This is a genomic window from Candidatus Pelagibacter bacterium nBUS_44 (assembly GCF_051200895.1).
Classification (GTDB): Bacteria; Pseudomonadota; Alphaproteobacteria; order Pelagibacterales; family Pelagibacteraceae; genus Pelagibacter.
Map to the genome: position 1 here is coordinate 305,371 of NZ_CP172838.1, position 20,153 is coordinate 325,523.

Below are 20,153 nucleotides of genomic sequence, written 5' to 3' on the forward strand. Positions count from 1 at the left end.
TTATAAATTTTCAAATATTAAATTATTATTTCTCTTAAATTTGTTAAATTCAGACTTTGTTCTTATTGTATAATAATATTTTGTGATTTTTAAATTCTGAATCTTTTCATTTTTAATATAAGACTTATCTAATATTAGACAATCAATCTTCTTGTCATTCGATTTTTTTATGATTTCTTTTAAACTTGTAGGAGGGCAAAAAGAAAAACCGACTTTGGCGTCTTTCTTAATTTTTTGTAGTTTGAAAATATTTTCATGCTTAAAAGAAATAAACACACACTTGGTAAATTTTGAAGTTTCCTTTAAAAGTTTTTTCAAAAGAAATTTTGAAAATATTGGTTTAATTTCAATGAAAAGAGTATGTTTATTATTTGCGGATTTAAGCAACTCTTTTAAAAGAGGAACTGGTTTACCTACCTTAGTGCTTATCTCATTTATTTTTGAATAATTTAGATTTTTAACACTTAAATTTTTTTTAAAAATTCTCTTTAATGTGAAATCATGAAAACAGATAAATTCATTATCTTTTGTAGCGTGAATATCTGTTTCAATACCATAACCTTTTTTAAATGATTGTTGGAATGATTTTAAAAGGTTTTCTTTAAAATTTTTATTAACTAAACCTCTATGAATTAAATGCATTCTAGTTATCTATTTCGGCAAACGCACAAACTTTATTTCCATCTAGGTCTCGAAAGTAACAATAATAATCTCCAGATCTAATACCAGGTGCGCCTTCATCTTTTCCACCTAATTTTATTCCAGTATTATAAAAATTATTTACCAAATCTCTCGATTTAACTAAAAATGATATTTGAGTTCCATTTCCAAAGGTTGCCTTTTCTTTATTGACTGGGTTAGTCACATAGAATTCAATTTTATCAGGTTTGTTTTTTAATCCATAACCTGCATATTTTTCATTAGTAACAATCCTTTGTAATTCAATTGTATTAAGAAGAGTGTCGTAAAAATTTATTGCTTTATCTAAATTGTTAGTGCCAACCATTACAAAGCCAATCATGAATTATTTCCAGCCTGTAACAGTTTTTACTTCAAGAAATTCTTCAAGACCCCACACTCCACCTTCGCGACCATTTCCAGATTGTCTATATCCACCAAATGGAGTTCCAGCATCTGCTGCATTACCATTTATATAAACACATCCTGATCTTAATTTTTGTGCAACCCTGTGAGCTTTAGCTTTATCCTCAGTTTGTAAGTAATTTCCTAAACCATACGAGGTGTCATTAACTATTTGTATAGCTTCATCCTCAGTATCAAATGGAATAATTGATAATACCGGACCAAAGATTTCCTCTTTAGCAATTCTCATTTCGTTTGTAACGTCAGTAAATATTGTAGGTTTAATAAAGTAACCTTTGTTTAGTCCATCGGGGAGTTCAGGTCCACCCGCAGCTAATGTTGCTCCTTCTGAAATTCCACTTTCTATTAAACTAATAATTTTTTCATATTGTGTTTTTGAAATTACTGGACCAATGTGATCACCTTTTTTTGAAGCTTGATTAACTTGGATTTTATTTGCTTCATCAACCGCATCTTTGACAGCTCTTTCATAAATAGATTTTTCAACTAACATTCTTGTTGGAGCGTCACAAGATTGACCAGAATTGCTCATTACATTTCGAATACCATCTCTTACAGCATCTTTATAACTGTCAGCAAAAACAATATTTCCACCTTTACCACCTAGCTCTAAACAAACTCTTTTGATGGTATCTGCTGCATTTTTTGAAATTAATCTCCCAGCTCTTGTAGAGCCCGTAAAAGAAACCATATCAATATCAGGATGACTAGAAATCTCTGAACCAACACCAGCCCCATCTCCGTTTACTAAATTAAAAACACCTTTTGGAAACCCGACTTCATCAATCATTTCAGCAAACAACATGCCTGAGATAGGTGCGATTTCTGAAGGTTTTAAAATCATAGTACAACCTGTTGCAAAAGCTGGGACTACCTTAAGCGCTATTTGATTAATAGGCCAGTTCCATGGAGTAATTAATCCACAAATTCCAATAGGTTCATAATAAATATGGTTGTTAGATTTTTTATCAAAGTGTTCATCAAATTGAAAATCTTTTAATCTTAAAATAAAATCTTCTAAGTGAGCTTGACCTGATGCTGTTTGAACATCACTTGACCAATCCATGGGAGCTCCCATTTCTAAAGAAATAGCTTCAGCCATTTCTCCAAATCTTTTTTTATAAACTGACAGTAATTTTTCCAAATAATTAATTCGTTCATCTTTAGTAGTTTCTTTCCAAGTCTCAAACGCAATTTGAGCTGACTTGACTGCTAGATCAGTATCTTCTTTTGAGCCTAAAGAAATCACTGCAAACGGATCTTCATTACAAGGATTGATTACCTCATAATCATTCTTTTTATATGGGTTTACCCATTTACCATCAATATAGAATTTTCTTTTATCCAACATTTAATCTTAACTTACCATAATAATTATATTTCATATCCTTTTTCTTCAGGCTCATTGTCAGTAAGCTCTTCCGGAAATCCATTTGCTCTAAAATCTATTTTGTTAATATCTTCCATTCTTTTGACAATCATTGATGACCAGGCTCTTGAACCATATTTTTTTTGACCATCTTTAAAAATTTCAACAACTTTTGGTGAAATCTCTAATGGAACACCTAATTTTTTTGCAAGATCATCAAACAAACCTGTATCTTTCAATACCAAATCCATTGTAAAATTTATATTATAAGAACCATTTAAGATAACTTGGCTTTCAGTTTCATGAACAAAAGAGTTTCCAGATGAGACGGCAATTCCTTTAAAAGCTTTAGCAAGATCTAAATTTGATTTTTTAGCGACAGTCCATGCTTCACCAAGAGCAACTAGATGAACGGATGCTAAATAATTAGTTATAACTTTTAAAATTGTAGCACTACCTAATTCTCCAGTATGCAATATCTTTCTACCCATAACTGTTAATGCAGGTAAAATTTTATCAAATGCTTTTCTTGATCCACCAACAAAAATTGCAATATTACCTGTAGCAGCTCTATGACATCCTCCACTTACAGGTCCATCTAATGGAATTGCTTTTTTTACAATTATTTTTTTACTAATTCTTTTGATTTCAGCTTCATCAGTCGTGCTCATTTCTAACCATATTTTATTTTCAGATAATCCGTTGATTACACCATCATCAGCTTCCATAACCTCAGCACATATTCTAGGAGAGGGTAAACATGTGATAATTAAATCAACTTTTTCAGCAAGTTCTTTTGCTGAATTTGCAACCTTGGCACCCAAATCTTTAAATGATTTCGTAAGATTTTCATCTAAATCCCTTACTGTTAAATCAAAGTTATTTCTCAACAAACTACCTGCTAGCTTGCCTCCAACATTTCCCAAACCAATAAAACCAACCTTCATTAATATCTCCTTAATTTTGATGAATATTTAGACACTAATGTTATATTTGTTTTTAAATTTATGCACTCTGTAAAAATTGAACCTAAATATACAAATCTATCGAATCCAAGAGTAGGATTAATCGCATTAGCTACTGATTTTAGAATAGAGAAAGATTTTATAAGTGTCATTAAAGATCAAAACATAGATTTTTTTGTTAACAGGATTCATTGTTATTTTCCTTTAACAAGTGAGAATTTAATAAAGATGTCTAGTACTGTTACAGAGATATCAGAGGATATTTTACCTAACGAGAAATTAGATTGTGTAGTTTATGGATGTACTTCAGGAACTATCGCTGCTGGCTACGAAAATATTAAAAAAAAGGTTAATATAGCTAAACCGGAAGCAGAAGTTACCACACCAAGCACAGCCGCAATTAATGCTTTAAAAAAAATGAAAGTAAAAAAAATTGCAATCTTCACTCCTTATTCAAAAGTTTTAAATGATGAGGTAATTGATTATTTTAAAAGTGAAAACTTTGAAATTTCTTCAAATGCTTACTTTGATATTTTAAGTGATTTGGATATTGGTAAAGTTGATGAAGATTACCTATATGAAACTTTATCAAAAATGGATTTAGGAGATGCAGAAGCACTTTTTATTTCTTGTACAGCATTACCAGCCTTATCCATTATTGAAAAACTTGAAAAAAAATTAAACAAAGTAGTTTTATCTAGTAATCAAGTTCTAATTTGGGACACACTACAGTCAATTGGAAAAAAAGATTCAATTGAAGGTTTTGGAAAATTATTTAAGAATTAAATCTATGGATTTTACAAAAGAAGAATATCAACAAAGATTAAAAAAAGTTCAAAAAATGATGCACGAAAAAGGCATCGAACTATTAATCTCACATGATACAAATAATTTAAATTACTTAACGGGTTATGATGCGTGGTCATTTTATTATGCTCAATGTGCAATAGTCCATGTTGATGCTGAAGAACCATTATGCTTTGTAAGAGCACAAGATGCAGGTGGAGCATATATCAAAACATATTTAAAAAATGAAAATATTATTGTTTATGATGAAAATTATATTCATACGTGGCCAAAGCACCCTTATGATTATCTGGTTCAGATAATTAAAGAAAGAAAGTGGGATAAACTTTCTGTGGGTGTAGAAATGGATGCTCATTATTATACAGCTTTTTGTCACGAAAAAATTAAACAAGGTTTACCAAATGCTAAAATTGTAGACAGCGATAGACTTGTTAATTGGGCAAGATTAGTAAAATCTGATGCTGAAATTGGCTATATGAAATCTGCCGCATTAATATCTCAAAAAGGAATGAAGACTGCAATGGAAGTGATTAATCCTGGCGTTAGACAATGTGATGCAGTTGGGGAAATTCAAAAATCATTATTTTATGGAACAAAAGAGTTTGGGGGAGAGTATTCAAGTATTGCAACTTTACTTCCAACAGGAAAAGGAACTTCAGCTTCACATTTAACAGCTAACCAAGATAAATTTGTAGAAGGTGAGGCTACCATTATTGAATTATCAGGGGTTTACAAAAGGTATCATGCACCAATGGCAAGAACAGTATTACTTGGAAAACCCGATCAATTAAAAATTGATACTATGAAAAAAACTATTGAAGCACTAGAAACTGGAATTAGCGCGATAAAACCTGGAAATACAGCTGATGATGTTGCTCAAGCATTTTGGGGAATATTGGATAAATATGGAATAGATAAAAAATCTAGAACTGGTTATTCAATTGGAATTGGCTATCCACCTGATTGGGGAGAACATACTCTTAATATATATAAAGGAGATATGACTGTCCTAGAACCAAATGTTTGTTTTCATATGATCGCAGTAATGCAGTTTGGAGATTGGGGCGTAGAAGCATCCGAAGCTATCAGAGTTACAGAGAATGGAAGCGAATTATTTTGTAATATGAGCAAAGAATTGCATATTAAATAAATTACTTGATTATCAATCTAACAAATGTTTTAAAGTCGTATGGGTAATGATCACTTTGTAAGATTCTGAGAATGTTGATAAAAGTTATGACGGTAAGCAACTTGTTGTTAAAGGTTTAGATTTAGATATTGCTGAAGGTGAGTTTGTAACGATGCTTGGGCCATCGGGTTCTGGTAAAACAACTTGCTTAATGATGTTAGCTGGATTTGAAACCCCAACTAACGGACAAATTTATTTAGATAATAAAGTTATCTCAGATATTCCACCTCACAAAAGAGGAATAGGAATGGTATTTCAAAACTATGCTTTGTTTCCCCATATGACAGTTTATGAAAACTTAGCATTCCCATTAAGAGTAAGAAAAATTCCAAAAGATGAAGCTGATAAAAAAGTTGATAAAGCATTATCAATGGTATCGCTTCAAGGCTTTGAAGCTAGAATGCCAATGCAATTATCTGGCGGACAACAACAAAGGGTAGCTGTCGCAAGATCGTTAGTGTTTGATCCACAATTAGTTTTGATGGATGAACCTCTTGGTGCCTTGGATAAAAATTTAAGAGAAAGCATGCAGTATGAAATTAAACATATTCACGAAAGCATTGGTGTAACAGTTGTATACGTAACACACGATCAAACTGAAGCTTTGACGATGTCTAATAGAATTGCGGTTTTTAATGACGGAAAAGTTCAACAACTTTCTAGTCCTGATGAATTATATGAGAGACCTGTTAATTCTTTTGTTGCAGAGTTCATTGGAGAAAACAATACTTTTGCAGGAGAAGTATCTGATGTTTCGGGTGATAAATGCAAAGTTAAACTAACTTCAGGTTCAGAAATTTTAGCAAATCCAATTGTTGCAAAAGCAAAAGGGGACAAAACTACAATATCTCTTAGACCTGAAAGAGCATTGATTGATCCAGAAACTAAAATGGATAACAATCACAAAGGTAAAATTGAAGAAGTAATATATCACGGTGACCACACAAGATTAAGAGTAGATCTATTAGGTAATAATCAATTTATTCTAAAAGTTCCAAATAGTTCAAGCAGAATGGATATCAAAGCAGGCAAAGAAATTAATATTGGCTGGAACAGTGTCGACTGCAGAGCTTTAGATCCTAAGTAATCACTGAAATTATTCCCAATAAATATAAGACAAAATAGCCATAATCAGCTGTTGACTAAGCTATTCTATATTGTTTTAGTATCACTTTATAAAATAAAAACGTTAACGTTAAATAGGAGAATACATGAAAAAAATAAGTAAATTATTACTTGCTCTTTCTTTTGTGCTTTCTGTAACAACTTCAGCATTTGCAGTTACTGTAGTGTCTTGGGGTGGAGCTTACACAGAGTCACAAAAATTGGGTTACGGTGATCCTACAGCAGCGAAACTTGGAATACCTGTAAACTGGGTAGATTACACTGGTGGATTATCAGAAATTAAAGCTCAAAAAGAAGCTGGAAAAATAACTTGGGACATTATCGATGTGTACGCAAAAGATACTATCGTTGGATGTGACGAAGGTATTTTCCATGAATTCGATTTTGACAAAGACTTCGCACCTGCTCCAGATGGAACACCTGCAAGTCAAGACTTCTTTACTAGTATGCCTTCAAAATGTGCAGTTGGAAACATTCTGTACTCTTGGAACTATGCTTACAATGATGCAACAATTGGTGATAAAAAACCAAGCACATTGAAAGATTTTTTTAACACTAAAAAGTTCCCTGGTAAGAGAGCTCTTTACAAAGGTGCAATGTCTAACTTAGAAATTGCTATCACTGCAGACGGTGTAAACCCTGGTAAAGGTTCTGACTTAACTTACAGAAAACTTGATGCTGATGGTGGAATTGATAGAGCTATGAACAAACTTAAAGCTTTATGTGAAGATCCAAATGGCGGATGTGTATTCTGGAATGCTGGAGCTCAACCACCAGAACTACTTGCTAACGGTGAAGTAGTAATGGCTACTGGTTGGAATGGTAGATTCTTTAATGCGCAAATGGAAGGAACTCCACTTGTACAAGTATGGGATGGACAAATTCTTGACTATGAATACTTTGCATTAGTTAAAGACGGTCCAGGTTACGCTGACGGTTCAGCTTTGAAAGTACTTAGAGAAATGACTAGCTCAGAAGGTTTAGCTGGAAGTGCTAAGTACATTGCATACGCGCCTTGGAGAAAATCTTCAATCGCAGTTATGGAAGCTGGAGAGCCTTGGTTTAAAGATGGTAAGACTAACATGGTACCACATATGCCAACAGCACCTGCTAACACAAAAAGATATATCCTTATGAACCCTGAGTTTTGGGCAGATAACCAAGACGAAATTGGTGAAAAATGGGAAGCTATGAAAGCTGGTCTATAATTTAGTTTTATAGATTAATATTTTATACTATATTGAAAGGGCAGTTATTTATAACTGCCCTTTTTTATTATGAGCAAAGAACAAATATTATCATCTGACGGATTACCTTTAGAGGTTAGCTTAAAAAAAGCTGAACGAAAAAATAAACTCAAAGCTGTTGCTCTCGTTGCTCCATTGTTTTTATTTATTTTAATAATTTATATATTTCCAATTGGAGATATGCTCTTTAGAAGTGTTGATGATCGAATGATCACTAAAATGCTTCCTAAGACATTTGCCGCAATGGAAAAATGGGATGGCCAAGATTTGCCTGAAGAGCCAGTTTACAAAGGTCTTTATGAGGATTTATCTTATTTAAAGAAAACTAAAACCTACGGTAAAATTATAGCTAGATTAAATTATGAAAAAGGTGGCTTTAGTAGCTTAATTAAAAAGACAGTTAGAAAAATTAATAAATTTGAAGAAGGTAATTATAAAGAGCAATTTATCAAAGTTCATAAAAGATGGGGTGAAAGTGAATACTTGGTAGCTCTAAAAAATACAGCTCCAAACTGGTCTTATGCCAAATATTTAAAAGGTATAGATAGAAAATTTGATCAAGATAGAAATATAATTCAAGTTCCAGAGGATAGAAGAATACATAAAACTTTATGGCTAAGAACATTAAACGTAGCTTTTTGGGTTACCATATTCTGCTTTATTCTTGCTTATCCAATATCACACTTATTAGCGACACTACCTATGAAATACAGTAATTTACTAATGATTTGCGTGCTACTACCATTTTGGACATCCTTATTAGTAAGAACTTCTAGTTGGATGGTATTACTTCAACAGCAGGGACCCATAAATGATTTAATTGTTTGGATTGGCTTAGCCGCCGATGATAACAGGCCAGAGCTGATGTATAATGTAATAGGGACTTTTGTTGCAATGACACAAATATTATTACCTTTTATGGTTTTACCATTGTATAGCGTAATGAAAACTATATCTCCTAGTTTGATGAGAGCTGGAAAATCATTAGGTGGCACACCACTTGTATCTTTTGTTAAAATTTATTTTCCATTAACAATTCCTGGAATTGGTGCTGGATGTTTATTAGTATTTATTTTAGCAATAGGATATTACATTACCCCTGCATTAGTAGGAGGAGCAAGTGGATCATTAATTAGTAATACAATTGCTTATCATATGAAGAGTTCACTAGACTGGGCGTTTGCATCTGCCCTTGGAACTATGCTGCTAGTTGGAGTACTTACCATTTATTGGATTTATAACAAACTTGTTGGAATAGATAATATTAAATTAGGATAGATTTTTATGGCATTACCAAAACATACGCAATTGAATTACAGAATTTGGCATTACACATACTTGTTCTTTTGCGGTTTAGTTTTCTTCTTTTTGATAGCACCATTATTTGTAATATTACCACTTTCATTTAATGCTGAGCAATACATTCACTTTTCTGCAAAAATGTTAGCGCTTGATCCTGAAGGGTTCTCTCTAAGATGGTACGAAGATATGATTTATGGGACTAAAAACCCATGGGGGCTCGCTACTAAAAATAGTTTAATTATTGCTTTCTTTGCAACAATTGGATCAACTATTCTTGGAACTGTAGCTGCATTAGGTTTAAGCAGTAGATATATGCCATATAAAGCTGCATTCATGGCTTTACTAATTTCACCCATGATTGTTCCTTTAATCATTTCAGGTACAGCAATATTTTTCTTCATGGCAAAAGTTGGCTTAGCCGCAACTCATACAGGAATTATATTATCACATATAATCTTGGGAACTCCATTTGTAGTAATCACGGTTACTGCAACATTAACTGGTTTTGATCATAGTGTAACACGTGCTGCAGCAAGTTTAGGAAGTAATCCTGTAAACACATTTATGAAAATTACATTACCATTAATTATGCCAGGGGTTATTTCGGGAGCCTTGTTTGCTTTTGTGACTTCATTTGATGAAGTTGTAGTTGTACTATTTTTAGCTGGATTAGAAAACACTACTATTCCAATTCAAATGTGGGTAGGATTAAGAGAACAATTAAGCCCAACTATTATGGCAGTTGCGACATGTTTGATTATTATGTCTACTTTAATCTTGGTTAGTGCAGAGCTTTTAAGAAGAAGGTCTGAGAGACTAAGAGGAATTAATAGATAATTAATTTACTTAATTATATTTTTTCAATATAAATTTTCTTTCAAAATTAAAATATGAATATTAAAAAAGTTGTAGTCATTGGATCAGGAACTATGGGAAGCGGAATAGCTGCTCATTTATGTAATGCAAATGTACCTGTTACATTGTTAGATCTTACAACTGAAATTTCTGAAAAAGCGAGAGATAAGATATTTAAATCAAAACCTCCACTGCTATTAGATAAATCACAAATTGAAAATATTAAAATAGGAAATATTAATGATAATTTTGATGTAGTTAATGAAGCTGACTGGATAGTTGAAGCTGTAGTTGAGAGGATTGATATTAAGCACAATATTTATGAAAAAATATTTAAAGATAGAAAAGCAGGAGCGATTGTTTCATCGAATACATCATCTATTCCAATTAAAGTTTTGTCTGAAAAATTAACATCAGAAGAAAAAAAAGATTTTTGTATCACTCACTTTTTCAATCCTGTTAGATACATGGGTCTGTTAGAGATTGTTAAAAATGAAAATAATGATTTAGCTAAAATCAACTCTTTAAAGAAATTTTGCGAAGTGGAGCTTGGAAAAGGAGCAATTGTTTGTAATGATACCCCAGGATTTTTAGGAAATAGAATAGGTGTTTTTGCAATGCAAGTTGCAATGACCGAAGCTTTTAAAATTAAACTCAGTATCGAAGAAGCAGATGCAATTTTTGGTAGACCTATGGGAATTCCAAAAACAGGTGTTTTTGGCCTTTATGATTTAATAGGAATTGATTTAATGGCAGATGTTCTCAAAAGTTTTATTAAGGAATTGTCAGCAAATGATCCTTTTCAAGAAGTTGCTAAAGAAATCCCTCTTGTCAAAAAGTTGATTGAAACAGGTTATACTGGTCGAAAAGGTAAGGGCGGTTTTTATAGAATGAACAAAACTGGCGCAACTAAGGTTATGGAAGCAATTAATCTTGAAACTGGTGAGTTTTCAAAAAGTCAAAAAATTAATATTGGATCTGAAATGGTTGATTTAAATTCTTTGATTTCAAGAGATGATAAATTTGGCGAATATGCTTGGGCTGTTATTTCAAAAATTATAAAATATTCATCATCTTTAGTGCCTGGAATTACTAAAGATTTTAATGACATAGATGAAGCAATGAGATTAGGCTTTAATTGGACTAAAGGCCCGTTTGAAATGCTAGAGGAAATTGGTGTTGAAAACTTTTTTAATAAAATAGATTCATTTGAAGGAAATGAGTTTCTAGAAAATTTATCTAAAAATAAAAATCAAGATTTTTATGGCTCTAGACAAAAGTATACTGAAATTGAAACATTAGGAAAAGTTAAAAAGAAAGCAATCAGTGTTGATGGAAATAACTCAGCCCAGATTTATCGTTTTAATGATTACAATATTGTTGAGTTTATAACTAAAGCTAATGCACTTGATTATGACTCAATGGATGCTCTTAAAAAAGCAACTGACAAACCTTTGATCATTATTAACGAGAGTATGCAGTTTTCTGCTGGAGTAAATTTAACCTACACGATGGATTTTGCAAACAAAGGTGATTTCAAATCAATTGAAAAATTTATTAAATACTTTCAAGAAACATGTAAACTCTTAAAATATTCTGAACATCCAGTAATCTCAGCTCCTTCTGGCTTAACTCTTGGTGGTGGATTTGAAGTAATGGTTCAAAGTAATTTTGTAGCTTCCCACACAAATATTGTTGTCGGTTTAGTTGAAACTATTGTTGGATTAATTCCAGCTGGAGGGGGGTGTAAAGAAATGTTGGCTAGATGGCTTGATACTGAAGAGGCTAAAAAAGATCCTAATTATGCACCTCTTAAAGTGTTTGATATAATTGGATACGGCAAAACGGCCACTTCACCAGTTGAGGCAGAACCTATGAAGTATTTAAAACCTGAAGACAAAAAAATTATGAATAGAAATAGTTTGCTTGAGGTTTCAAAAGAAATTTTAAATAATAATAAAAACTTTAAAGCTCCATTAGAGACAAAATTTAATCTTCCAGGAAAAACAGTTCTTCCTGAAATGAATAAGATTTTAGATAAATTATATAATGACAAGGTAATCCTAGATCATGGTTTAAAAGTAGCACAAGAACTAGCCCATGTAGTAAGTGGTGGAGACACTTCAATTGACAAAGCATTATCAGAAGATGATTTATATAAATTAGAATTAGATGCTTTCATGAGATTAATTGAGACCAAAGAAACTCAAGATAGAATTAAGCATACACTTGCAACAGGCAAACCTTTAGTTAATTAATTTTATCTAAACATTTTAATTGTATTTATAAAATCAGGTCTAAGGACATATTCAGATCTATGAGAATATCTAATTTTTTCTAAAACTTTAATACCATAAATAACTTTTCCAATAGGAGTATATTCGCCTTCAAATAATGGCTCATCATCAAGAATAATAAAAAACTGACTATCTTCAGTATCATATTTTAAAGATCTTGCTAAACCAACTGTACCTCTTTCAAAATTAAATTCAGCGTCAACCTCTGATTTAATAGTACCAAAACCTGATTTTCCAGTTCCAATTCTTCCGTAATCTAATTGATCTTTTTTACCAAACTCAAGATCTCCAGCTTGAACTAGTTTATCTTTAATTACTCTGTGAAAAGCAACATTATCATATGCTTGTAAATTAATTAATTTTTTAAATCTCCCGACTCCATTTGGAGATATTTCAGGATAAAGTTCAATGATAACATTTCCACATTCAGCATTAAGCATAACAATATTTTCTGGTTTTGAATAATTAATTTTTTGAGGATCAAAATTTTTTACAAACAGACATTTATTTTTTATTAGTATTGTAAAACTTAGAGCAAAAATTCCTAATAATATTAGAAATATTAAAATTAACTTTTCATGTAGAGAGGCTTTAACTTTTTTAATCATGTCTTAAATACAAATGTGCTATCAATTTCTTTTAATTTATCTTTTATAAATTTGATTTTTTTATTAAGAATTTTATCATTTGAATTTTTATAATTTCCCATAATTAAATGCGAGTATACTTCTGCCATATCCTCAGATGGAATTGTCATTGAGTATTCAGTAAAAAAACCGTTTGTTTTTTTATAGGTTTCAAGACCTAATTTCTTTGAACAAGTGGAGCAATCTGCATATTTAAAATTTGGCTGATTAAACTTTTTCCATTCTTCTTCATCAAATAAATCTTTAAAACCATCGTTAATAATATGAAATAATTCATGGTGAATTACTCGTTCAAAATACTTTTCATTAAATTTTAGATCTATAATTAATGTTTTCATTACATGATCTGGAATTCCGGCTGTATTTATTCCTGAAATAGATAGGTTTTCACACATTACAATATATTTAAGATTAATTATTTTTAAAAATTCTTTTGAATATCTGCTCAAATTTTTAGATATAGTTTGATATTTTTTATCGTAAGTTTTTTTGTTAGAATTTATGCAAGAAATGTTTTTCTGAACCCCAAGTCTAAAAGGCTTGGCTGCATAAAAATATTTCAGTTTATTCGTAGTTTTTAATTCATAAATTTCTAAATTTGGTATTTTGATTAGATTGTAAATAGAATTAGCTTTTACAGGTGTTATTAAAAAAAATAATATTAAAACAAGCTTAAAAATCCTCATATGCATAATTTAGATGATATTCGATTTAAAAAGAATGTGGTACATTTTGTTTATAAATGAAAAAAGAACGTAATAAAAACCCAGTTCAACCCGTGAGTGGAACAAAAGTTCCAAGGTTTGCAGGCCCATCAACTTTCGCAAGATTACCAGAGCTAAGAGATGTTGAAAGTTGTGATGTTGCAATTGTCGGAGTACCATTTGATGCTGGCACAAGTTATAGACCTGGGGCAAGATTTGGCCCACAAAGTATTCGTCAGGCTTCAAGACATTTAAGAACTAATTATCATCCAAGTTATGACGTGGAACCTTTTAAAGTTCAACAAGTTGCAGATGCTGGAGATATTACCTGTAACCCATTTAGTATTGATGAAGCTATAAAACAAATTGAAGCTGGGGCAACAGATTTATTAAATAAAGTAGGTGGTATAATTAGTTTAGGTGGTGATCACACAATAGCAGTTCCACTTCTTAGAGCGATTAATAAAAAATGTAATGGACCAGTTGCCTTAGTCCACTTTGATGCTCACCTCGATACTTGGGATACTTATTTTGGAGCACCCTATACACATGGAACTCCATTTAGAAGAGCAAGAGAAGAAGGTTTGTTTTTAGATGATGCTTCAATGCATGTTGGGATTAGGGGTCCACTTTATAGTAGGGATGATATTAAAAATGATGAAAGTTTTGGATTTAAGATAATTCATTGTGATGAATTTCAAACAGAAGGTACTGATAAAATTGCAGAAAGAATAAAAAAAAGAGTAGGTAACAATCCTTTATATTTATCAATAGATATAGATGTTTTAGATCCAGCTTTTGCTCCTGGAACAGGCACACCAGAAATTGCTGGCATGACTACAAGAGAGATGGTTAATGTTTTAAGAGGACTTTCAGGATTAAATTTAGTTTCTGCTGATGTGGTTGAGGTCTCACCAGCATATGACCATGCTGAAGTTACATCATTGGCGGCTGCAACAATTGTTTACGAATTAACAAATTTATTTGCAAAATCATAAAGAAAGGATAGTTTCTCAAAATGCTAGATAAGAAAAAATTTTATATAAATGGTGAATGGGTTTCTCCAAAAAAACCTAATGACTTAAAAGTAATAGATCCTTCAACAGAAGAAGAATGCGCAGTAATATCTTTAGGTGGAGTTGAAGATGTAAATGACGCTGTAGTTGCAGCAACAAAAGCTTTCGAGACTTGGGCATTTTCTTCAAAAGAAGAAAGATTAGAATATTTAGAAGTCCTGTACGTTGTGTATAAAAAAAGATGGGCTGAAATGGCCAAAGCAATAACTCTTGAAATGGGAGCACCAATTGATTTTTCAACTCAATTACAAGCTGGAACCGGAGCAAGTCATATAAAATCTTATATAAAAGTTTTAAAAGAATATACATTTGAAGCAAAATTAGGTGAACATGCTCTTAATAATAATATTTTACATGAGCCAAAAGGAGTTTGTGCATTAATAACTCCGTGGAACTGGCCAATGAATCAAACTTGTCTAAAAGTGATTCCAGCGATTGCAGCAGGATGCACAATGGTACTTAAACCGTCTGAGATAGCTCCTTTATCTTCAATGATATTAGCTGAAATGATTGATGAAATAAAATTACCAAAAGGTGTTTTTAATTTAGTTAATGGAGATGGAGCAGTTACAGGAAACGCTTTAACAAGTCACCCAAATATAAATATGATATCATTTACTGGCTCAACTAGAGCTGGAGCTTTAATTTCTCAGAATGCAGCTAAAGATTTTAAAAGAGTAAGTTTAGAACTTGGAGGAAAAGGAGCAAACATTATTTTTAAAGATGCTGATGCTGAGGCTGTTGAAAGAGGAGCGCTAAGATGTTTTAGAAATACAGGACAATCTTGTAATGCTCCAACAAGAATGTTGGTTGAAAAATCAATGTATGATGAGGCAGTTGAAAGAGTTAAAAATTTTGCTAATTCTATGAAAGTTGATGTTGCAGCAAAAGAGGGTGATCATATAGGTCCAGTTGTTTCAAAAACTCAATTTGATAAAATTCAATCATTAATTCAAGTTGGAATTGATGAAGGTGCAAAATTAGTTGCTGGTGGAACGGGTAAACCAGAGGGTTTAGATAAAGGATATTTTGTTAAACCAACAGCTTTTGCTGATGTAAATAATCAAATGCAAATTGCAAGAACAGAAATTTTTGGGCCAGTGTTATCGATTATACCGTTCGAGACAGAAGAAGAAGCAATCGCGATTGCAAATGATACACCTTATGGACTTTTAAATTTTATTCAAACTCAAGATCAAGAAAAAGCAAACCGAGTTGCAAGAAAACTTAGATCTGGAATGGTTGATATTAATGGTGCTGGGTTAGCACCTGACGCACCTTTTGGTGGTTACAAACATTCAGGAATTGGTCGTGAAGCAGGAAAATTAGGGCTTGAAGAATATCTTGAAGTTAAAGCAGTTAGCGGTTGGAACGAATAATCTCAAATAATTGAAAACTATACTTATTTCGTGATCAGAATAGGTTTTTTTACATTAATTAAGTAATTATATACACATATTAGTATTTTTTTTGTTTACAGTTATTATTCAAAGTACATACTGTCGCAGAATAGGAAGATGTAATTAAAGATTACTTCAACTTGTAACAAAAAAAGGGGGAAAAATATGAGTAGATCGTCAAAACTCTACAACTCAGATTTAGCTCCAACTCCAAAAGCTAAAAAAAATTGGGGATGGTTCGAAATCTTTAACGTGTGGGCAAATGATGTTCAAAGTTTATTTGGTTATACTTTGGCAGCATCTTTATTCTTAGCGTCAGGACTAAATGGTTGGGCTGTATTTGCTGCATTAATTCTTGCAGGATTTTTTATTATGTGGCTCGTGAATTTATCAGGTAAACCAAGTGTAAAACATGGAATTCCATATCCAGTATTCGCTCGTGTCAGTATGGGTGTTTTTGGAGCAAACTTTCCAGCAATGGCTAGAGGCCTTGTTGCAATGTTTTGGTATGGAGCACAAACTTATGCAGCATCAACTGCTGTAGCACTTTTAATCACTGGAATTACAGGAATGGAAGGCGAAGTTATGTTTCTTGGTATGACAGGTGTAATGTGGGTTTCATTTATATTTGTATCAGCATTCCAAGTTTATTTATTTTGGCAAGGTATAGATCTTGTTAGAAGATTCTTAAACTTTGCTGGTCCTGCTGTTTATGCAGTCATGATACTTTTAATGCTAGTTATCTGGGCTAAAGCTGGTGGAGGATTATTTTCAGAAGTTGGAACTATATTTTCTAGTGGAGAAAGATCTGGTGGTTTCGAAGGTTTGGGATCATTTGGAGCTTTCTTAGCAGTATTTTCAATTATGGTTGGATATTTTGCTGCTGTAGTAATCAATTTTGGTGACTTTGCTAGATTTGTTAAAAATGAAGACGAAATGAAAAAAGGTAACCTATGGGGATTAGTAGGAAACGTAATTTTATTCTCTTTTATTACTTTAATGATTACTGGTGGAACAATTGCCATTTTTGGTGAGTATGTTTCAAGTCCAACAGAAATGGTTGCGAAAGTTGACAACTTAGGTTTAACAATTATTGCCGCATTTGCTTTCTTTGCTGCAACAGTTGGAATTAACATGGTTGCAAACTTTATACCTCCTGCGTATGACTTAGCGAACTTAATGCCTAGTAAAATCAATTTTAAAACTGGTGGACTAATAACTGCTGGTTTTGGTTTTGTAATTGGTGGAATGTGGGTTGCTGTTATTACTCAAATGGGTTTATTTCCATTTGTTAATACTTTAGGTGCAATTCTTGCTCCAGTATTTGGTATTATGATTACTGATTACTACATAATTAAAAAAGAAAAATTAGATGTTGATGCATTGTTTGATGCTAGTAAAAAAGCTAAGTATCATTACAATGGTGGCTTTAACCATAAAGCAATTTTAGCTTGGGTACTTTCAGGTTATATTGCTGTTGGTACTGTTTGGCCAAACATTTTAATTTTAGGTTTAGGTGACTTCTTCGCTAACTTAGGTGGCGGTGGAGGTTATGCTTGGATAATTGGAGCATCTTTAGGTGCTGCAGTTCATCTAGCAATATCTAAAAAATAAAAAGTAAATTACAATAAAGCCCGTTGCAGAAATGTTGCGGGCTTTAGTATTTTAAAACTATTTCTTCTTTATCAAAATTTTTAATAACAAGGTTGTCACCAGATCCTTTTCTATCAACAACCAAGAAATTCATATCTTCAGTAGAGATTAAAGGAAAATGCCATACATCTGCATTGTAATTAACACCTATGCCAGGCGGAACAATGAATGACTCAACTTTATTTAAATCAGGTTTGTCACCTGCAGGTGCAACAAACGCTAAAAAGGTAGTTGGCTTCATTGGAATAAATGCTTGGCTACCTAAAGGATGTTTTTCCATCATATCTATTTTCATAGGAAAAGTTCTTTTAAGGGCTGAAAAAATACAAATAGTTGTCTCTCCATTATCCTTAGAGGTATTAAGATTAGCTATGCCATCAAATCTTTTTGCAAAGCCTTCATTTATTTCTATTGGATTGATACCATCTGTTGCAATCATATCTCCAAACTTAGAAAAATTTTCTTTAGTGATTTCTTTTGGGGTAATTGTAATATTCATTATTTAGCTTTACCAAAAATTCTAAATCTAGAAATACCTCCATCAGGGAAAATATTAATCTTAATAAAATTTATTTTATCATTCTTCATTAATTTATTTTTAAACACATGTGTTTTGTTAGCTTTTAAAGAAGTTTTTTTCATCAATGTTTTCCACTTATTAGAGTTTTTAACAATTGAAGATGAAGATTTTTTAGTCGGTATATAAGCTGCCTGTAAAGAGCAATGACTTGGAAAGTTTCCTTTAAAATGATGAGTTGATATTTCAATTTTATCAATTTTTTCACCATCAATAGAATTTAATATAAGCCAATCAAACCCTTTATCTCTTCTTCTTCTAGTTTCCCAGCCATCTCCCATATTTTTTGCTTTTCCTGGTGCTAAAATATTTTCTGCCTTACCAAAATGTTCATTATTACAAGCAATAACTGATGCGCCATCTAAAAGAGATGCAAGGTTAATAGTTTTATTTGTAAAATTATTATTTTCTTTAGATATACTTCCATAAAGTCTTAGTCTTGCGACACCTCCATCTGGAAATATATTTAATTTAATATGTGTAAAAACTGATTTGGATGAAGTTTTAAAAATATGTGGACTATTTGCTTTAGTTTTTTTTTTACTTACTAAAGTTTTCCACTTAAAATTTTTGGTATTATTTGGTTTTGAATTACAACCATCGATAGAAATCATTGAAGGTTGATTTCCATTAAAATGAGATGTGTCAACATTAACTTTTAAAATGGAACCAGGTTTACCTAATTTAATAATTAAATAATCATGTCCAGGAGTTCTTTTTCTTCTCGACTCCCAACCATCCATCCATTTACCATTTTTATCAAACAATCCGTCCTTAAATACAGGTGTAGAGGGGTCAATAATTCTGTTAGCAGATGCAAAAAAATCATCTGTTCTAAATATTACTTTTGATCCCAACCTTGGTTGCGCTAGATCAATTAATCCGTTTGTAAATATTATTTTTTTTGACATTATTTAGAATAGTTTTTAATCCAATGTTTAGCGATATCAACTCTTTTACATATCCATACATCTTTATGTTTTTTAATATAGTCTATAAATTTTTTCAAAGCTTGCACTCTCCCAGGCTTGCCAATTATTCTACAATGTAATCCTACAGACATCATTTTTGGGTTAGTTTTACCTTCCTCATACAATGCATCAAAACTGTCTTTTAAATAGGAATAAAAATGATCACCAGTGTTAAAACCTTGATTTGTTGCAAACCTCATATCGTTATTATCAAGTGTATATGGAATGATTAGTTGTTGTTTATTCTTTCTTGTCTCCCAATAAGGCAAATCATCACTGTATGAGTCGCTATCATATAAGAAACCTCCATCTTCAAACACTAAATCTCTAGTATTGGGACTACATCTTCCTGTGTACCAACCTAGAGGTCTTTTACCAAATATTTTTTTATGAGTTTCAATTGCCATTTTCATATGTTTTTTTTCTTCAGACTTTTTAATGTTTTGATAATCAATCCATCTCCATCCATGAGAGGCTACTTCGTAATTTGAACTCATTAGAGCTTTACATGCTTGAGGATTTTTTGCCAAAGCCATTCCAACTCCAAAAATTGTAACTGGAATTTTTTTTTCTTTAAATATTTTATGTAATCTCCAAAATCCTCTTCGAGAGCCATATTCATAAAGAGACTCCATGTTAATATGCCTGCCTCTAACTGGTTGTGCCCCTATAATCTCAGATAAAAAAACTTCTGAATGTTTGTCACCATTTAAAACACAATTTTCAGCACCTTCTTCATAGTTTAAAACTATCTGTACAGCTATCTTTGCATTGTTAGGCCATTTAATCTTTTTATCTTTGGCACCATACCCAATCATATTTCTTGGATCTTTTTTAGACATGTTAAATTTATAATTTACTTTGT

General features: G+C 31.8%; 18 protein-coding genes and 1 pseudogene. 10 read left to right on the forward strand and 9 right to left on the reverse strand.

Translation table 11 applies throughout. The features are described from left to right. Genes ACIJYB_RS01630 through ACIJYB_RS01645 form a run of 4 tightly spaced genes read right to left on the reverse strand, consistent with a single transcriptional unit; the run spans position 1 to position 3,420 of the window. Positions 1–642 (reverse strand): glycerophosphodiester phosphodiesterase, encoded by a 642-nt coding sequence (locus tag ACIJYB_RS01630; RefSeq protein ID WP_435151596.1) that lies wholly within the window; start codon positions 640–642, stop codon positions 1–3. Between the two features lies 1 nt (position 643). After that, positions 644–1,021, reverse strand: coding sequence for a VOC family protein (locus ACIJYB_RS01635; protein WP_435151599.1), 378 nt, complete (start codon positions 1,019–1,021; stop codon positions 644–646). Positions 1,022–1,024: 3 nt separating this feature from the next. Continuing rightward, positions 1,025–2,455 (reverse strand): aldehyde dehydrogenase family protein, encoded by a 1,431-nt coding sequence (locus ACIJYB_RS01640; RefSeq protein WP_435151601.1) that lies wholly within the window; start codon positions 2,453–2,455, stop codon positions 1,025–1,027. Between the two features lie 23 nt (positions 2,456–2,478). Beyond that, a complete protein-coding gene (locus tag ACIJYB_RS01645; RefSeq protein ID WP_435151604.1) occupies positions 2,479–3,420 on the reverse strand; it encodes an NAD(P)-dependent oxidoreductase in 942 nt (313 codons plus the stop codon). 60 nt (positions 3,421–3,480) lie between these two features. Between ACIJYB_RS01645 and ACIJYB_RS01650 the strand changes: the two genes are divergently transcribed. From ACIJYB_RS01650 to ACIJYB_RS01680, 7 genes and pseudogenes are all read left to right on the forward strand, one after another. Next, complete coding sequence (locus ACIJYB_RS01650; RefSeq protein WP_435151606.1) at positions 3,481–4,224, forward strand: maleate cis-trans isomerase family protein; 744 nt, start codon at positions 3,481–3,483, stop codon at positions 4,222–4,224. Between the two features lie 4 nt (positions 4,225–4,228). Continuing rightward, positions 4,229–5,395: a M24 family metallopeptidase gene (locus ACIJYB_RS01655; protein ID WP_435151609.1), complete on the forward strand. Its 1,167-nt coding sequence runs from the start codon at positions 4,229–4,231 to the stop codon at positions 5,393–5,395. A gap of 39 nt (positions 5,396–5,434) precedes the next feature. Continuing rightward, a pseudogene (locus ACIJYB_RS01660) lies at positions 5,435–6,521 on the forward strand (ABC transporter ATP-binding protein). A gap of 124 nt (positions 6,522–6,645) precedes the next feature. Further along, positions 6,646–7,767, forward strand: a complete 1,122-nt coding sequence (locus ACIJYB_RS01665; protein WP_435086533.1) for an extracellular solute-binding protein — start codon at positions 6,646–6,648, stop codon at positions 7,765–7,767. A 69-nt stretch (positions 7,768–7,836) separates the two neighbouring features. Further along, entirely contained in the window at positions 7,837–9,084 is a 1,248-nt protein-coding gene (locus tag ACIJYB_RS01670) for an ABC transporter permease (protein ID WP_435086535.1), read from the forward strand. 6 nt (positions 9,085–9,090) lie between these two features. After that, positions 9,091–9,945: an ABC transporter permease gene (locus tag ACIJYB_RS01675; RefSeq protein ID WP_435151612.1), complete on the forward strand. Its 855-nt coding sequence runs from the start codon at positions 9,091–9,093 to the stop codon at positions 9,943–9,945. Positions 9,946–9,998: 53 nt separating this feature from the next. Continuing rightward, positions 9,999–12,221, forward strand: a complete 2,223-nt coding sequence (locus tag ACIJYB_RS01680) for a 3-hydroxyacyl-CoA dehydrogenase NAD-binding domain-containing protein (protein ID WP_435151615.1) — start codon at positions 9,999–10,001, stop codon at positions 12,219–12,221. 2 nt (positions 12,222–12,223) lie between these two features. On the opposite strand, the gene ACIJYB_RS01685 is transcribed toward ACIJYB_RS01680, so the two are convergent. Both ACIJYB_RS01685 and ACIJYB_RS01690 read right to left on the reverse strand, forming a co-directional pair. Next, on the reverse strand, positions 12,224–12,868 hold the full coding sequence (locus tag ACIJYB_RS01685; protein WP_435151618.1) for a peptidylprolyl isomerase: 645 nt from the start codon (positions 12,866–12,868) through the stop codon (positions 12,224–12,226). Continuing rightward, positions 12,865–13,593, reverse strand: coding sequence for a putative zinc-binding metallopeptidase (locus ACIJYB_RS01690; RefSeq protein ID WP_435151621.1), 729 nt, complete (start codon positions 13,591–13,593; stop codon positions 12,865–12,867). The genes ACIJYB_RS01685 and ACIJYB_RS01690 overlap by 4 nt, the downstream gene beginning before the upstream one ends. Positions 13,594–13,649: 56 nt before the next feature. Here ACIJYB_RS01690 and speB point away from each other — a divergent pair, with 56 nt between their 5' ends. The 3 genes from speB to ACIJYB_RS01705 all read left to right on the forward strand — a co-directional run bounded on the left by speB (position 13,650) and on the right by ACIJYB_RS01705 (position 17,701). Next, complete coding sequence (speB, locus tag ACIJYB_RS01695) at positions 13,650–14,609, forward strand: agmatinase (RefSeq protein ID WP_435151624.1); 960 nt, start codon at positions 13,650–13,652, stop codon at positions 14,607–14,609. Positions 14,610–14,629: 20 nt separating this feature from the next. Then, positions 14,630–16,066, forward strand: coding sequence for an aldehyde dehydrogenase family protein (locus ACIJYB_RS01700; protein WP_435151626.1), 1,437 nt, complete (start codon positions 14,630–14,632; stop codon positions 16,064–16,066). A gap of 186 nt (positions 16,067–16,252) precedes the next feature. Next, positions 16,253–17,701, forward strand: coding sequence for an NCS1 family nucleobase:cation symporter-1 (locus ACIJYB_RS01705; RefSeq protein WP_435151629.1), 1,449 nt, complete (start codon positions 16,253–16,255; stop codon positions 17,699–17,701). Positions 17,702–17,744: 43 nt separating this feature from the next. On the opposite strand, the gene ACIJYB_RS01710 is transcribed toward ACIJYB_RS01705, so the two are convergent. Genes ACIJYB_RS01710 through puuE form a run of 3 tightly spaced genes read right to left on the reverse strand, consistent with a single transcriptional unit; the run spans position 17,745 to position 20,130 of the window. Next, positions 17,745–18,239, reverse strand: coding sequence for an ureidoglycolate lyase (locus tag ACIJYB_RS01710; protein ID WP_435151631.1), 495 nt, complete (start codon positions 18,237–18,239; stop codon positions 17,745–17,747). Beyond that, positions 18,239–19,228, reverse strand: a complete 990-nt coding sequence (gene alc / locus ACIJYB_RS01715) for an allantoicase (RefSeq protein ID WP_435151634.1) — start codon at positions 19,226–19,228, stop codon at positions 18,239–18,241. The genes ACIJYB_RS01710 and alc overlap by 1 nt, the downstream gene beginning before the upstream one ends. Further along, a complete protein-coding gene (gene puuE, locus ACIJYB_RS01720; RefSeq protein WP_435151637.1) occupies positions 19,228–20,130 on the reverse strand; it encodes an allantoinase PuuE in 903 nt (300 codons plus the stop codon). Before puuE ends, alc begins: the two co-directional genes overlap by 1 nt. Positions 20,131–20,153 lie beyond the last annotated feature (23 nt).